The following is a 14,740-nucleotide window of genomic DNA, read 5'->3' as shown; positions in this document are numbered from 1 at the left end:
GGCAGGTGAGTCCCATGACCGCGACAACCCATGCCCCCGCTACGGCGGCGGCTCCCCCGCGGGAGGCGGACGGCGCCCGGCGCAAGGCGCAGCGTGCGGCGGGGCGCCGCCGGGGCGGCGCCGCGGGCGTCCTGATGGCCCCGTTCTTCATCCTCCTCACGCTCGTCTTCCTGATCCCGGTCGCGACCGCGGTGTGGCTGAGCTTCTTCAGCGACGACCAGCCGGGCCTCGGCTTCGGCCCGGAGCACACGGTCTTCGTCGGCCTGCGCTCGTACGCCGCCGTGCTCACAGACCCGTCGTTCCTGTCCGGACTCGGCACGGTCGCGCTGTACTGCGTGATCTACATCCCGGTGATGACCATCGGCTCGCTGGCACTGGCGCTGCTGCTCGACTCAGGTCTCGTACGGCTGCGTTCCTGGGCCCAGTTGGGCCTGTTCCTGCCGCACGCGGTGCCCGGCATCATCGCCGCGCTGATCTGGCTGTACCTCTACACACCAGGCATCAGCCCGATCATCGACGTGCTCGGCAAGGCCGACATCACCGTCAACTTCCTGGGCCTGCACACCGCGATACCGTCGATCGTGAACATCGCGGTGTGGAGCAACCTCGGCTACAACATGGTCGTCTTCTACGCGGCCCTTCAAGCGGTCCCCCGGGAGGTCCTGGAGGCGTCCGTGGTCGACGGGGCGGGTCCGGTGCGCACCGCGCTCCAGGTGAAGGCACCGCTGGTGCGCTCCTCGATCGTCATGGTCGCGATGTTCACACTGATCTGGGCACTGCAGCTGTTCACGGAACCGATGCTGCTGCGCGCGGGCTCGCAGGTCGTCGATGCCCGGTTCTCCCCGAGCATGTACATCTACGACGCGGCGTTCAGCCGCAACAACTACTCGCTCGCGGCCGCCGCGTCGGTGATCCTCCTCGTCATCACGATCGCCGTCTCCTACGGCGTCACCCGCTGGACCAACCGCGTCAACTCGGCCGAGGAGAACGCCCGATGACCACTGCCGAGCTGAGCAGGTCCACCCTGCTGCGCCCCCGTCTGCTGGGCCGTACGACTGTCAACGTCGTCGTCGCGATCTCCGTCCTCTACACCATGCTGCCGGCGCTGTGGCTGGTGCTCGCCGCCGGCAAGTCCCGCGACGCGCTGTTCAGCAGCAACATCCTCTCCTTCAAGGACTTCTCGTTCGTCCAGAACGTCAAGGACCTGTTCGCGATGGACGGCGGCCTCTACACCCGCTGGTACGGCAACAGCCTGCTGTACGCGGTGCTCGGCGCCGCGATCGGCGCGATGATCAGCGTCGCCTGTGGCTACGCCTTCGACAAGTACCACTTCCGGCACAAGGAGAAGCTGTTCGGCCTGGTGCTCGCGGCGGTCATGGTGCCGCAGACGGTGCTCGCGCTGCCGCTGTACCTGCTCGCGTCCGCGACCGGCGTCGTGAACACCTTCTGGTCGGTCTTCGTCCCGGTCCTGTTCAACCCCTTCGGTGTGTACCTGGGCCGCATCTTCGCCCAGGGCTACGTGCCGAACGAAGTCCTGGAGGCGGCCCGCGTCGACGGCGCCGGTGAGCTGACGACGTACGTCCGTGTCTCCCTGCGGATGCTCGGCCCCGGCCTGATCACGGTCTTCCTCTTCCAGCTCACCGCGATCTGGAACAACTTCTTCCTGCCGATGGTGATGCTGTCCAACCAGAAGCTCTATCCCGTCAGCCTGGGCCTGTTCCAGTGGAACAGCCAGGCGACCGTCTCGCCCGAGTACTACCCGGTGGTGATCATGGGTTCGCTCCTCGCGGTCCTCCCTCTCGTCCTCGCGTTCATCTTCCTCCAGCGGTTCTGGCGGTCCGGCCTGACGGCGGGGGCGGTCAAGTGAGCAAGCCCCGCGTGGCGCTGGCCATGTCCCCCCAGGCCGCGGCGGCCGTCTTCACGCCGCGGTCCGTGGCCGCGCTCGCGGAGGTGTGCGACCTGGCGCCGCTGCCCGTACTGGACGACCTGACGACCGTACGGGCCAAGGATGTCCTCGCCGATGTCGAGGTGCTGGTCACCGGCTGGGGCTGCCTGCCGCTCGACGCGGACGTACTGGCATCGGCGCCGCGCCTGAAGGCCGTGGTGCACGCGGCCGGTTCGGTGCGCGGGCATGTCACCGACGCCTGCTGGGAACAGGGCGTCGAGGTGTCCTCGGCGGCCGCGGCCAACGCGCTGCCGGTCGCGGAGTACACCCTCGCGATGATCCTGCTGCACGGCAAGAACGTCCTCGAACGGGCCCGCGACTTCCGGCGGACCCGTGCGCGCGACAACTGGCTGCTGACCACGCAAGAGGTGGGCAACTACCGCCGCACGGTGGGCCTGCTGTCCGCGTCCCTGATCGGCCGGCGGGTGATCGAGCTGCTGCGGCCCTTCGACTTCGAGGTGCTGTTGCACGACCCGTACGTCACCGAGGCGGAGGCCGCCGAACTGGGCGTGGAGTGGGTGGAGCTGTCCGAACTCTTCGCGCGCAGCGACCTGTTGAGCGTCCATACGCCGCTGCTGCCGGCCACGCGCGGCCTCGTCAGCCGGGGGCTGCTCGGCTCCATGCGGGCGGGCGCCACCCTCATCAACACCTCTCGCGGCGCCGTCGTCGACCAGGACGCACTCACCGATGTCGTGAGCACGGGCCGCATCCGGGCGGTGCTCGACGTGACGGACCCCGAAGTCCTGCCCGCCGCTCACCCCCTGTGGGCCTGTCCGAACGCACTGATCACACCCCACCTCGCAGGTTCCCAGGGCAACGAGTGGGAGCGCCTCGCCGACACGGCTGTCGGCGAGGTGGCCCGGTGGGCCGCGGGCGACGGCTTCGCCCATCCCGTACGACGCGAAAGGCTGGCGTTCCTCGCATGACCATCCCGTTCGAACTGCCCGAAGAAGACCGCGAGTTGAGTCCCCGCACGGGCTACACGCGCGCACACTGGGAGGCCGTCGCCGACGGGCTGCTCGGCGCCGCGTGGCGCTGGGCCACACCCGAGGGCGCCCTGCTCGACCTTCCGGGACGCCCCTCCGCGTCCGGAGTCCGCTCGGACGGCCTCGAAGGCTTCGCCCGTACGTTCCTGACGGCCGGTTTCCGGGTCGCGGGCGCCGGTGGAAAGGACCCGCACGGCTGGCTGGAGCGGTACGCACAGGGCCTCACGGCGGGCACTCGGACGCCCGGCCGGGACGACGCCGAGTCATGGCCACTGATCCTCGAACACCATGTGCAGGGCCAGCCGATGGTCGAGTCGGCGTCCGTGGCGCTCGGCCTGTCTCTGACCCGGCCGTGGCTGTGGGACCGGCTCGACGACGATGTGCAGGACCGGGCGGAGACCTGGCTGCGCGGCGCGATCAATCACACGCCGGCACCCAACAACTGGTATCTGTTCCCGTTCACGGTGGCGTCGTTCCTGGAGTCGGTCGGCCGCGGCGACGCGGCCACAACGCGCGTCATGGAGCGGGCACTTGGGCTGATGGAGACGTGGTACCGGGGCGACGGCTGGTATGCGGACGGCGACGGGCAGGCCTTCGACCACTACAACGGGTGGGCGCTGCACCTGTACCCGATGCTGCACGCGCACCTGTCCGGCGACACCGCGCTGGCCGCCCGGTTCGGGCCCCGTCTGCGTGAGCACCTCGAAGGGTTCTCGCTGCTCTTCGGCGCCGACGGGGCGCCGATCCACTTCGGGCGTTCGCTGACCTACCGGTTCGCGGCGTCGGCGGCCGTCGGCATCGGCGCCGTCACCGGCCACACTCCGCTGACGCCGGGTACGTCGCGCCGCCTCATCAGCGGGAGCCTGCGCTACTTCCTCGACCGGGGCGGGGTGACGGACGACGGGCTGCTCAGCCTGGGCTGGCACGGCCCGCACGACGCGACGTTGCAGACGTACTCGGGGCCGGCATCACCGTACTGGGCGTCGAAGGGGTTCGTGGCGCTGCTCGCGCCGGAGGACGATCCGCTGTGGACGGCGACCGAGGAGCCCGCGCCGAGCGAGGGCCCGGACCGGGTGCTCGCACTGCCCGCGCCGGGACTGCTCGTCCAGTCGACGCAGGCCGACGGGATCGTACGGCTCCACAACCACGGCAGCGACCACGTCCGCCCGCACGAATCGGAGTCGGCCGCTCAGGACGACCCGCTGTACGGCCGTCACGCGTACTCGACGCACACGGGCCCGACGTCCCGGACGAATGTCGCCGACAACCATCTGTCGGTCGTGGTCGGCGGCGCGGCCAGCGCGCGGCGCCGGATCCGTCCGCTGGGCGCGGGCCAGGGTGACGGTTGGGGCTGGGCCGCGTCCTCGCACCTGCCGGTGTTCGCTTCGGGCCCGCCGATGGTGCCGGGGCTGCGCGCGGAGAGCGTGACCGTGGCCCGGGGCCGGTACGAGCTGCGGGTGCACCGGGTCGTGGGGGCACCGCACGGGGCGGGGGTCACGCTCACGGGGTGGGCCTCGGACGCCTTGAGTTCGCAGCTGCACGGCCTGTACGGGTGGGGCGAACGGGACGAGGTGCGGGCGCCGCAGGGGACGGCGTACGAGCGGTGGGTGCGGGTGCCGCGACTCTCCGGCGAGGCCGAGGGAACGGCGGTATTCGTGGCACTGGCGTCGTTGAGCGCCGACGAGCCCAGCGCTCCGCTCACCGACGTGGTGACCGACGTGCGGTTCAGCGAAGGGGAGTTGCGCGTGCTGTGGGCCGATGGTCCGCAGACCACCGTGGCCTTCGAACCGGTGCGCGTCACCCATGGGTGAGGCCCGTTCCCGAACCGCCGGTCCGCGTCCTTGATGCCTGCGGCCCGCGCGTGCGGGCCGCAGGCCGGGCGCCGATCCGTCAGGCGGCGGGCAGCGGCTGCCGCTCACCGCTCGTGGACTCCCGCACCTCCAGCCAGTGGGGGGCCACGTGCACCTCGAACGGCGGGGCGTCGTCCGCGCGAATGCGGGTCGCCAGGCACTTCACGGCCAGGGAGGCGATCGCGGCCTTGTCAGGAACCACCGAGGTGAGAGAGGGCGTGCTGTACAGCGCCTCCGCGGAGCCGTCGATACTCGCCAAGGCGACGTCCCGGGGGATGCGCAAGCCCGCTTCGAACGCGGCCCGTCGGGCTCCTACGGCCAGCAGGTCGCTGAAGCAGAACACCGCGTCGGGCCGCACATCCGCCGGCAGCGCCAGCAGGGTGCGCATCGCCAGCAGCCCGTCACGGCGGTCGAACTCCTTCACCAGCGGCGCAAGCCTGGGGTCATAGGTCAACCGTGCTTCGTGCAGCGCCAGTTGGAACCCTTCCAGGCGCTGGCGACTGGTCGCGGACTCCGGTCGGTCGACACCGACGGCGGCGATCCGGGTGCGGCCGAGACCGGCCAGGTGCGCGGTGGCCTCGCGAGCCGCGGCGACGTTGTCGATCAGGACGTGGTCTGCGACGACGCGATCGTGTTCGTAGCTGCGCTCGCCGAGCAGCACCAGGGGGAACGCGTCGGCCACCGAGGCGAGTTCGTCGGGTGAGACGTGCAGCGGTGACAGGATCACGCCGTCCAGCAATGACGCGCCGACACCGGTAGCCAGACGCAGCTCCTCGCCTGCGTCCCCGAGGGTCTCCTCGATCAGGACGGTGAAGCCGAGCGCCGCCGCCTCTGTTCTCACATGGTGTGCGAGCTCCGCGAAGTAGGGCGTCGCGAGGTCCGGGACCGCCAGCGCGATCAGGCCGCTGCGCCCGGTTCTGAGTCTTCGCGCCGACGGATTTGGCCGGTAGCCGAGTTCCGCCACTGCGCGCATCACCCGTGTCCGCGTCGCCTCGGACACCTTCGGGGCGTCACGTACAACGTTGGACACGGTCTTGATCGACACTCCCGCACGCTCCGCCACGTCTTTGAGTGTCACTGCTGCCATTCGATCGCCCCCGCACTCGAAGTTCCCCCAGATTATGCACTCGTGAGCACGAATCACCAGGTTCCCGCCGCCGGCAAACTCTTTCCGGCGAGGGGGTTGACCCTGCGGATACGTGGCAGTTACAACGTTGGAACCACCTCACGGCAAGCGCTTGCCGTCCGTCTCTCGAGAGGGTTCCCATGTCTCCAGATCGTCCCCATCGTCCGCTGCGCGCGGCCGTCGTCGGAGCGGGTGGTATCGCGCGGTCCAGCCATCTGCCGGCCTTGCAGAAGCTGGCCGCGGAAGGGGAGACGGACGTCGTAGCCGTGGTGGACGTGGACGACACCGCGGTACGTGCCTTCGCCGACGCGTTCCAGATTCCCTACGCGTCCACGGATCTCGACGCGATGCTCGCCGAAGTGCGGCCGGATCTCGTGGTGTTGTGCACCCCGCCCGCCGTGCACCGTGAACAGTCCGTCGCGGCGCTACGAGCCGGTGCCTGGGTCTGGTGCGAGAAGCCGCCGTGCCCGTCTCTGGCCGACTACGACGCCGTCGAGGCGGCCGAGAAGGGCGGTGACGGGGACCCGTACGCGTCGATCGTCTTCCAGCACCGCTTCGGCTCCGGCGCCCGGCACATACGCCGGCTGCTGCGCGAGGGCGCGTTCGGCCGGCCGCTGGTGGCACACTGCCAGACCACCTGGTACCGGGACACCGCCTACTACGCCGTGCCGTGGCGCGGCCGTTGGGCGACCGAGGGCGGCGGCCCGGCGATGGGGCACGGCATCCATCAGACGGATCTGCTGCTCGATCTGATGGGGCCGTGGACCGAGGTGCGCGGCATGGCCGCGCGGCTCGTGCACGACGTGGAGACCGAGGACGTGTCCACCGCCCAGGTCCGGTTCGCCGACGGTGCCGTCGGCACGGTCGTCAACAGCGTGCTGAGCCCCGACGAGGTCAGCCGCATCCGCATCGACTGCGAGCTCGCGACGATCGAGCTGACGCACCTGTACGGCTACCGCAACGCCGACTGGCGCATCACGCCCGCTCCCGGCGTCCCCGAGGAGACCGTCGCCGGCTGGCACGACTTCGGCGAGGACGAGCCCAGCTCGCACCTCGCCCAACTACGGGCGCTCGTCGCCGACATCAAGGCCGGACGACGCCACGCCACCAGCGGCGCGGGCGGACGCCAGACGCTCGAGTTCATCACCGCTCTGTACAAGTCCGCGTTCACCGACGTGCCCGTCCGCGCCGGGGACATCGCCCCGGGCGACCCCTACTACACCGCCCTGCACGGCGGCGCCCAGGGATGGGCGCCTGCCGGCCCCCACCAGGAGGAGGCCCCCGCATGACGCTCGCACTGACCCACGCCCACGGCGACCGCATCACCGTCGCCCACGCGGCCACCGGCACCGAGCTGTTCGCCTACGTGTACCGGCCCGAGGCCGCATGGGAGGCCCCAAAGCCGTATCTGCACCCGATCCGCACCCTCTCCGGCGCGGTCGTCACCGACTACCGCCCCAACGACCACCGTTGGCACAAGGGACTGCAGCTGACGGCTTCTCATCTGTCGGGCCAGAACCTGTGGGGCGGCAACACCTACGTGCACGGCGACGGATACCTCGCCCAGCCCGAGAAGGTCGGCTCGATGGCCCACGTCGCCTTCGAGGAGGTCTCCGCCACGGACGGCCGCGCCGTCATCGCCGAGCGTCTGACCTGGCACCCGCACACCAAGGAACTGTGGGCCGACGAGGAACGCCGCATCGAGGTGCGCGACGTGGACGCGGAGTCCGGCAGCTGGTCGCTCACGTGGACCTCGGCCATCACCAACCGGCGCGACGAACCGCTGCACTTCGGCAGCCCCACCACCCACGGCCGTCCCGCGGCCGGATACACCGGCCTGTTCTGGCGCGGGCCGCGGGCCTTCCGCGACGGGCGGGTCTTCACCGCCGAAGCGGACGGCGGAGACCTGATGGGCAGTCAAGCATCCTGGCTGGCGTACGTCGGTGAACACGACGGGCGCGACGGTCACGCCACCCTTGTCTTCGAGCACGCCGCCGCCAACGACCACGCGGGCGACAAGGGAACGCACCCCGCTCACTGGTTCGTGCGCAGCGACCCGTTCGCCGCGGTCGCGCCGTCCTGGGCCTTCCATGAGGAGCTCGTCCTCGCGCCGGGCGACACCCTTACCCGTAGCTACCGCGTGACGATCGCCGACGGCGCCTGGGACCGCGAGCAGGTCGCCGCGCACCTGCGGGGGCACGCGTGGTGAGCGCGACGTACGACGGCTTCCCGGCGGCGGTGGGTGTGTCCCACCTGACGGTCTACGACTGGCCCACGGTCGACGGGCTGCCCGGCGGCGGCACCCCGCATCTGCACCTCACGTGCAGCGAGGGATACGTGGTGACGGCCGGGCGTGGCACCGTGCAGACCCTGACCACGTCCGGTTACCAGGAGACACCTCTGGAGCCGGGCACCGTGGCCTGGTTCACGCCGGGCACGATCCATCGACTCACCAATGCCGGCGGCCTGCAGATCACCGTCGTGATGCAGAACAGCGGCCTGCCCGAAGCGGGCGACGCGGTGCTCACCCTCCCCCAGGACCTCCTGACCGACGCCGAGACCTACGCGACCGCGATCCGTATCCCCACCGACGTCCCGGAAGCCCAGCAGGTGGAGGTCGCGCGCGCCCGCCGCGATCTGGCGACCCGCCGGTTCCTGGAACTGCGCGAAGCCACCGAGGGCGGCGATCCGGAACCGCTGGCGGCGTTCCAGCGGGCCGCCGCCGAGTTGATCCGCCCGCGCCTCGACGCCTGGGAGCAGCGCTGGCAGGACGGTGCACATGCCGCGGCGGCGGCGACCGGGTCACAACTCGGCGCTCTGCGTGCGAAGGACGCCGGACACCTGGCCGGGGCCAGGGTCACAGCGACCGGGCCCACCGCCCGGGGACGCTTCGGCATGTGCGGCCGTCTGGACGTCTACCTCGGCATCTGACAACCGGCCTCGCGGCTGGTCGCCACCCCGTCCAGCTCACACCCTGCCGCGAGGCTGGTCACCACCCTCTCCACCTGCCCTCCGGCCGCGGGGCTGGTCGTCACCACCTCGACCGTCCACCCCCGGCCGCGAGGCTGATCGCCACCACCCCGACCGCCGGACACCCGGCCACGGGGCTGCTCACCACCCCGCCCCTCCCCCTCCATCCACGCACCGTTCCCCGGGAGGCCCCCCATGCCCGAGCCCCGAAGCGGCCGGCGCCCACTCCCCCGCCGGGCCGTCCTGGCCGCGGCCGCCGTCGGCCTCAGCCCCGCGCTGAACTCCACGCTCACCGCCTGCGCCACCGCGAGCGGCAGTACATCCGGCGGTGTCACCCTCACGTTCTCCTGGTGGGGCAACGACGACCGTGCCGCACGCACCGAGCAGGCCGTGCGGCTCTTCGAGAAGGAGCATCCCGGCGTCACCGTCCGCACATCGAGCGGGGACTTCGGCGCATACCTGCAGAAGCTTGCCACCCAGGCGGCCGGCGGCGGCATGCCCGATGTGGCGCAGCTCGACTACCGGCAGGTGTCCCAGTACGCGGGCGGGGGCGCGCTGATGTCACTGGACGACGCCATCAAGAACGGGACGATCCGCACGTCCGACATGAGCAGGGACTTCTTGCGCACCGGCACGTACAAGGGCGGGCAGTATGCCCTTCCCATGGGCCGCGGCATCACCGGCTACGCCTATGACTCCGCCGTCTACGAGAAGGCCAACATCCCCTCACCTAAGCCCAGTTGGACCTGGCAGGACTGGGAAAGGGCCAACAGGAAGATCGTCGCCCTGGGACTGAAGTCTCCCGACGGCCGCCCCTTCGCGGGTGCCAATGACGGCGGGACCAACGAGGACGTGTTCGAGACCTGGCTGCGCAGCCGCGGCGGAAAGCTCTACGCGAGCCAGACCGAGCTCGGGTTCACCGAGGACGACCTCACCGCGTTCTGGACGTTCTGCGACCGGCTGCGCAAGGACGGCACCATCGCTCAGGCCAGGGACACCGCGCAGGCCAACAGCACCGAGACCAGCCCGATGGGCCGTCATCTCGCCGCCGCCGACTTCACCTGGGACGCGCCGTTCCCCAGCTACCCGGCCCTGCTGGGCGACTCCGTCCACTTCGCACCGGTCCCCACGACCGACGGCCACCAGGGCTCGTACTTCAAGCCGAGCATGCTCATCGGCGTCAGCGCGGACAGCGAACACCCCGAAGAGGCAGCACAGTTGGTCGACTTCCTCCTCAATGACCAACGGGTCGGCGATATCCTCGCCTTCTCCCGGTCCACCCCGCCCAACCGGAGGATCGCCGCCCGCGTCGCCAAGACGCTCAAGGGCCCCGAGCGGGAGATCTACGAGTACGCGCAGACCCTGGAGAAGTACGGCCTGGACGCCCCGCCGACCGCCCCGCCACGGGGCGATGTCGCGATCCAGACCGCATTCACCCGCGAATACCAGCGCGTGATGTACGGCCTGGCCACACCACGCCAGGCGGCACGCGAACTCATCGACGAGGCGAACCGGGAGTTGAGGTCATGAGCACTGTGTCGACCAGGGCGCCCTCGCGCCCCGCCCCGGACACGGACCGCCAAGTGCCGGCCCGGCGGCGGCGCCGCCAGGTACGTGAACGGCAGTGGCCCGCCTACGTGTTCCTCTCCCCGTGGATGATCGGCGCGCTCGTCCTCACCCTCGTGCCGATGGCCGTCTCCCTGTATTTGTCCTTCACGGACTACAACCTGTTCGATCCGCCGCGCTGGGTGGGCCTGCGCAACTACACGGAGATGCTCACCGAAGACCCCCGCTACTGGCGGTCGGTCGGCACCACGATGCTGTACGTCGTCGTGGCCGTCCCGCTGAAGCTCGGCCTCGCCCTCGGTGTCGCGATGCTCCTCAAGAACCTCAACCGCGGCCGTGCCTTCTACCGTTCCGCCTTCTACGCGCCCTCCCTGCTCGGGGCGAGCATGTCCATAGCCCTGGTGTGGAAGGCGCTGTTCAACGACGGCGGCACGGTCTCCGGACTTCTCGACTCGGTCGGCATCGACGTGGGCGGCTGGGTGGGCAATCCCCACCTCGCGGTGTACGTGGTCGTCCTGCTGACGGTGTGGCAGTTCGGGGCGCCTATGGTGATCTTCCTGGCGGGTCTGCAGCAGATCTCGCCCGATCTCTACGAGGCCGCGTCGCTCGACGGCGCCGGCCGCCGACGGCAGTTCGTCTCCATCACCGTGCCGATGCTGTCCCCGGTCATCTTCTTCAACCTGGTGCTGGAGATCATCAACTCCTTCCAGGTCTTCACACCGGCCTTCGTCATCAGCGGCGGCAAGGGCGCCCCCGCCGACTCCACCATGTTCTACACGCTCTATCTGTATGAACGCGGCTTCACCGCCTCGCACATGGGCTACGCGGCGGCCATGGCCTGGATGCTGCTGATCGCCATCGCCGCGATCACCCTGATCCTGTTCCGGACGTCCCGGTCCTGGGTCTTCTACGCGGACGAGGAGGGACGATGAACATCGCCATGAAGCGGTGGCTGCCGCACACGGCCGCGGCCGTCTGCCTGCTCGTACTGCTGTATCCACTGGCCTGGCTCCTCGCCACGTCGCTCAAGCCGGCCGACGAGGTGGTGACGAGCCTCGACCTGTGGCCCGGCCACTTCGAGTGGTCGAACTACACGACCGCGCTGGACGGCGTCTCGGGCATCACCGTCACACGACTGCTCGGCAACACCCTGCTGATCGCGGTCGGCGCCGTCGTGGGCAACGTCCTGTCCTGCTCGTTGGCCGCCTATGCCTTCGCCCGGCTGCGCTTCCGTATGAGCAAGGTGATGTTCGCGTTCATGGTGGCGACGCTGATGCTGCCGCACCACGTCGTCCTGATCCCGCAGTACATCATCTTCAACCGGCTCGGCATGGTGGACACCTACTGGCCGCTCATCCTGCCGAAGTTCCTTGCCACCGAGGCGTTCTTCGTCTTCCTCATCGTCCAGTTCATGCGCGGACTCCCGCGCGAGCTGGAGGAGTCCGCCCGCATCGACGGCTGCGGCGCCTTCCGCACGTACTGGTCGATCACGCTCCCCCTGACCCGGCCCGCGCTGATCACCACCGCCATCTTCACGTTCATCTGGACGTGGAACGACTTCTTCACGCAGATGATCTATCTGTTCGCACCGGAGAAGTTCACCATCACCCTCGCCCTGCGCAGCTTCGTCGACCAGTCCAGCACGTCCGCGTACGGGCCCATGTTCGCCATGTCGGTGATCTCGGTCCTGCCGATCGTGCTGTTCTTCTTCGTCTTCCAGCGCTATCTGGTGCAGGGCATGGCCACCTCCGGGCTGAAGGGCTGAGCCGCCATGACCCACGCGCCCACCGCGCCGACCACGTCCAGCAAGTCCAGCCGGGACAGCCGCGATCGCCGGGAGCCCGGCGAGGTCTTCGGTCCGGGCTTCTCCCTCTTCGCCGACGTGCTCCTGGTCGGCCTGCTCACCACCGCCGCCTGCCTCCCGGTGGTCACCGCACCCGCCGCATTCGCCGCCGCGTCGACCGCCCTCCGGCAGAGCGCTGTCCATGGCCTGCCTGTCCGGGCCGGTACGTACGTCGCTCACCTGCGCGCACACATGACCGCGCGGGTGCTGGCCGCCGGGTGTGTTCCGCCGCTGCTCGCACTCGTCCTCCTGATCGACGCCGCGCTGTTGCGCAGTTCGCTGCCCGGAGCGGCCGTCATGTCACCCGCGCTGGCGCTGCTCACGCTGGGCGTCATGGTCGTGGGGCTGCGCGCGACGGCGCTGGAGGCTCCGCACCGGCTGTCCGCACGCGAGGGGTTTTTCCGCAGCGTCGCCGACCCGCGCGGCTCGCTCCTCCTCGCCGGTGCCGTACTCCTGAGCCTGCTCCTCGCCTGGTCGATTCCCCTGCTGGCTCCGCTGCTGTCCGGTCCGCTGGCGTTCGCCGCCACAGTCGTGGGGCTCCGCTCCACCGCGGGCTGATCCGCGGCGACGCCCACTTCCTCCATACTCCCGTACGACACCACCGGAGTTGTCGCATGCCGTACTCCCATCTGGACGCCGCCGGCCACCCGAGGCCGCAGCTCGTCCGCGACCCCAACTGGCGTGACCTGAGCGGTCCGTGGCAGTTCGCCTACGACGACGCGAACCGCGGCCGCTCCGGGCGCTGGATGGACCCGGAATCCACCGAACCCTTCACCGCCACCATCACCGTGCCCTACCCGCCCGAGTCCGAGGCCTCCGGCGTCGGCGACACGGCCTTCCACCCCGTGCTCTGGTACCGGCGCACGATCGAGGTCACGCGGCCGACAGCGGGCCGGCGCCTGCTGTTGCACTTCGGCGCAGTCGACCACCGGGCCGAGGTGTGGGTGAACGGACAACTCGTAGGGCGTCACGAAGGCGGCCACACAGGCTTCTCCTGCGACCTCACCGATGCCGTCCGCCGGGACGGTGAGCAGACCGTCGTGGTGCGGGCCGAGGACCAGCCGCTCGACGCCACTCAACCTCGCGGCAAGCAGGACTGGCGGCGGGACCCGCACGTCATCTGGTACCACCGCACCTCAGGCATCTGGCAGCCGGTATGGCTGGAGGACGTGCCGGACGAACACATCACGATCCTGCACTGGACCCCCGATGTCGCGCACGCCCGCGTCCGCTGCCGGATCCGGCTGAGCGAGTGGCCGCGACGCCCGTTGACCGTCACGGTGCGCCTCGCCCGAGGCGATCGGGTGCTCGCCGAACAGCGCACGCTGGCCGACGGCCGGGAGACGGAGTTCGATGTCGCGGTGCCGGCCCTCCGGCACGCTCAGGACCTCGACGACCTGCTCTGGAGCCCCGAGCAACCCCATCTCGTGGACGCGATCGTGACTCTGAACGACGCGGCCGACGACACCCCCGTCGACCGCGTCACGTCCTACCTCGGTCTGCGCGACATCGGCTGGGACGACGGTGTCTTCCTCCTCAACCACAAGCCGTACTTGCTGCGTTTCGCGCTCCAGCAGGGGTACTGGCCCGCATCCCATCTGGCGGCCCCGGCAGACGCGTTGCGCCGAGACGCCGAACTGGCCAAGTCGATCGGCCTCAACGGGCTGCGCATCCACCAGAAGATCGAGGACCCCCGCTTCCTCTACTGGGCCGACCGGCTGGGGCTGATGCTCTGGGAGGAGATGCCGTCGGCGTACACGTTCGGCACGCAGACCGTCGAGCGGGTGGTCGGCGAATGGACCGAGGCGATCTCCCGCGACCTCAGCCACCCGTCGATCGTCGCGTGGGTTCCGATCAACGAGTCCTGGTCCGTCCCGAACCCGGCGCTCGTCCCCGCCCAGCGGCACTTCATGGACAGCCTCTACCACCTGACCAAGGCCCTCGACCCGTCACGCCCGGCCGTCTCCAACGACGGCTGGGAGATCTCCGCCGCCGACATCTGGGGTGTGCACGACTACACGCAGCATGCGCAGGTGCTCCGCGAGCGTTACGGGCACTCCTCCTTGCGGCAGGGCGAGATCGTCGAGCAGTGGCCCGGTGCCAAACGGTTCGTCCTGGACGGCGTGCGCCACCAGGGACAGCCCGTCGTACTGAGTGAGTTCGGCGGGGCCACCTTCGAACCGGCCGAAGGCGCGGAGTGGTTCGGCTACGACACCGTGAGCACGAAGGAGGACTTCGCCGAGCGCCTGGCCGGGTTGGTGGAGGCCGCGGTGGACTCCGGCCTCGCCGGCTTCTGCTTCACCCAGTTCACCGACACCGAGCAGGAGATCAACGGCCTGTTCACCGCGGACCGCCAGCCGAAGCTCCCCGAGGCGGAGTTGCGCGGAATCCTGACCCGGACCCGAGGCCGGTCGGGAGCCACCACATAGAGTCGCCGCCGACTGTCCCGTCCCC

General features: G+C 70.1%; 13 protein-coding genes. 12 read left to right on the top strand and 1 reads right to left on the bottom strand.

Annotated elements, in window-relative coordinates; translation table 11 throughout:
* Nucleotides 1–14 precede the first annotated feature (14 nt).
* From CG723_RS14080 to CG723_RS14065, 4 genes are read left to right on the top strand one after another with little or no spacing between them, the layout of a single operon-like run.
* A complete protein-coding gene (locus tag CG723_RS14080) occupies nt 15–998 on the top strand; it encodes a carbohydrate ABC transporter permease (RefSeq protein WP_100593598.1) in 984 nt (327 codons plus the stop codon).
* The gene (locus tag CG723_RS14075; RefSeq protein ID WP_100593597.1) at nt 995–1,867 is read left to right on the top strand and encodes a carbohydrate ABC transporter permease; all 873 of its coding nucleotides are present in this window, start codon (nt 995–997) and stop codon (nt 1,865–1,867) included. Before CG723_RS14080 ends, CG723_RS14075 begins: the two co-directional genes overlap by 4 nt.
* 23 nt (nt 1,868–1,890) lie before the next feature.
* On the top strand, nt 1,891–2,871 hold the full coding sequence (locus CG723_RS14070) for a hydroxyacid dehydrogenase (protein ID WP_100593886.1): 981 nt from the start codon (nt 1,891–1,893) through the stop codon (nt 2,869–2,871).
* The gene (locus CG723_RS14065) at nt 2,868–4,742 is read left to right on the top strand and encodes a DUF2264 domain-containing protein (protein ID WP_100593596.1); all 1,875 of its coding nucleotides are present in this window, start codon (nt 2,868–2,870) and stop codon (nt 4,740–4,742) included. The genes CG723_RS14070 and CG723_RS14065 overlap by 4 nt, the downstream gene beginning before the upstream one ends.
* A 79-nt stretch (nt 4,743–4,821) precedes the next feature.
* Here the strand turns inward: CG723_RS14065 and CG723_RS14060 are convergent, their stop codons facing one another.
* On the bottom strand, nt 4,822–5,868 hold the full coding sequence (locus CG723_RS14060) for a LacI family DNA-binding transcriptional regulator (protein WP_100593595.1): 1,047 nt from the start codon (nt 5,866–5,868) through the stop codon (nt 4,822–4,824).
* A 179-nt stretch (nt 5,869–6,047) separates the two neighbouring features.
* On the opposite strand from CG723_RS14060, the gene CG723_RS14055 reads away from it, so the two are divergent.
* The 8 genes from CG723_RS14055 to CG723_RS14015 all read left to right on the top strand — a co-directional run bounded on the left by CG723_RS14055 (nt 6,048) and on the right by CG723_RS14015 (nt 14,715).
* The gene (locus CG723_RS14055) at nt 6,048–7,196 is read left to right on the top strand and encodes a Gfo/Idh/MocA family protein (protein WP_100593594.1); all 1,149 of its coding nucleotides are present in this window, start codon (nt 6,048–6,050) and stop codon (nt 7,194–7,196) included.
* On the top strand, nt 7,193–8,116 hold the full coding sequence (locus CG723_RS14050; RefSeq protein WP_100593593.1) for a PmoA family protein: 924 nt from the start codon (nt 7,193–7,195) through the stop codon (nt 8,114–8,116). Before CG723_RS14055 ends, CG723_RS14050 begins: the two co-directional genes overlap by 4 nt.
* A complete protein-coding gene (locus tag CG723_RS14045) occupies nt 8,110–8,838 on the top strand; it encodes a cupin domain-containing protein (protein WP_100593592.1) in 729 nt (242 codons plus the stop codon). The genes CG723_RS14050 and CG723_RS14045 overlap by 7 nt, the downstream gene beginning before the upstream one ends.
* Nucleotides 8,839–9,072: 234 nt before the next feature.
* A complete protein-coding gene (locus CG723_RS14035) occupies nt 9,073–10,407 on the top strand; it encodes an ABC transporter substrate-binding protein (protein ID WP_100593590.1) in 1,335 nt (444 codons plus the stop codon).
* On the top strand, nt 10,404–11,375 hold the full coding sequence (locus tag CG723_RS14030) for a carbohydrate ABC transporter permease (RefSeq protein ID WP_100593589.1): 972 nt from the start codon (nt 10,404–10,406) through the stop codon (nt 11,373–11,375). The genes CG723_RS14035 and CG723_RS14030 overlap by 4 nt, the downstream gene beginning before the upstream one ends.
* The gene (locus CG723_RS14025; RefSeq protein WP_100593588.1) at nt 11,372–12,208 is read left to right on the top strand and encodes a carbohydrate ABC transporter permease; all 837 of its coding nucleotides are present in this window, start codon (nt 11,372–11,374) and stop codon (nt 12,206–12,208) included. Before CG723_RS14030 ends, CG723_RS14025 begins: the two co-directional genes overlap by 4 nt.
* Nucleotides 12,209–12,214: 6 nt before the next feature.
* Nucleotides 12,215–12,844 (top strand): hypothetical protein, encoded by a 630-nt coding sequence (locus tag CG723_RS14020; protein ID WP_100593587.1) that lies wholly within the window; start codon nt 12,215–12,217, stop codon nt 12,842–12,844.
* 56 nt (nt 12,845–12,900) lie between these two features.
* Nucleotides 12,901–14,715 carry a sugar-binding domain-containing protein gene (locus tag CG723_RS14015; RefSeq protein ID WP_100593586.1) on the top strand — a complete coding sequence of 605 codons (1,815 nt, stop codon included), beginning with the start codon at nt 12,901–12,903 and terminating at the stop codon, nt 14,713–14,715.
* Nucleotides 14,716–14,740: the final 25 nt, after the last annotated feature.

This window comes from Streptomyces sp. CB01635 (assembly GCF_002803065.1).
Classification (GTDB): Bacteria; Actinomycetota; Actinomycetes; order Streptomycetales; family Streptomycetaceae; genus Streptomyces.
The sequence above is the reverse complement of the archived record's forward strand: the minus strand, read 5'-3'. Positions and strand labels throughout refer to the sequence as shown.

Bases quoted from the DNA above. Each gene is read 5' to 3' on its own strand.
- CG723_RS14080 (WP_100593598.1), top strand. From the start codon at position 15: ATGACCGCGACAACCCATGCCCCCGCTACGGCGGCGGCTCCCCCGCGG.
- CG723_RS14075 (WP_100593597.1), top strand. From the start codon at position 995: ATGACCACTGCCGAGCTGAGCAGGTCCACCCTGCTGCGCCCCCGTCTG.
- CG723_RS14070 (WP_100593886.1), top strand. From the start codon at position 1,891: ATGTCCCCCCAGGCCGCGGCGGCCGTCTTCACGCCGCGGTCCGTGGCC.
- CG723_RS14065 (WP_100593596.1), top strand. From the start codon at position 2,868: ATGACCATCCCGTTCGAACTGCCCGAAGAAGACCGCGAGTTGAGTCCC.
- CG723_RS14060 (WP_100593595.1), bottom strand. From the start codon at position 5,868: ATGGCAGCAGTGACACTCAAAGACGTGGCGGAGCGTGCGGGAGTGTCG.
- CG723_RS14055 (WP_100593594.1), top strand. From the start codon at position 6,048: ATGTCTCCAGATCGTCCCCATCGTCCGCTGCGCGCGGCCGTCGTCGGA.
- CG723_RS14050 (WP_100593593.1), top strand. From the start codon at position 7,193: ATGACGCTCGCACTGACCCACGCCCACGGCGACCGCATCACCGTCGCC.
- CG723_RS14035 (WP_100593590.1), top strand. From the start codon at position 9,073: ATGCCCGAGCCCCGAAGCGGCCGGCGCCCACTCCCCCGCCGGGCCGTC.
- CG723_RS14030 (WP_100593589.1), top strand. From the start codon at position 10,404: ATGAGCACTGTGTCGACCAGGGCGCCCTCGCGCCCCGCCCCGGACACG.
- CG723_RS14025 (WP_100593588.1), top strand. From the start codon at position 11,372: ATGAACATCGCCATGAAGCGGTGGCTGCCGCACACGGCCGCGGCCGTC.
- CG723_RS14020 (WP_100593587.1), top strand. From the start codon at position 12,215: ATGACCCACGCGCCCACCGCGCCGACCACGTCCAGCAAGTCCAGCCGG.
- CG723_RS14015 (WP_100593586.1), top strand. From the start codon at position 12,901: ATGCCGTACTCCCATCTGGACGCCGCCGGCCACCCGAGGCCGCAGCTC.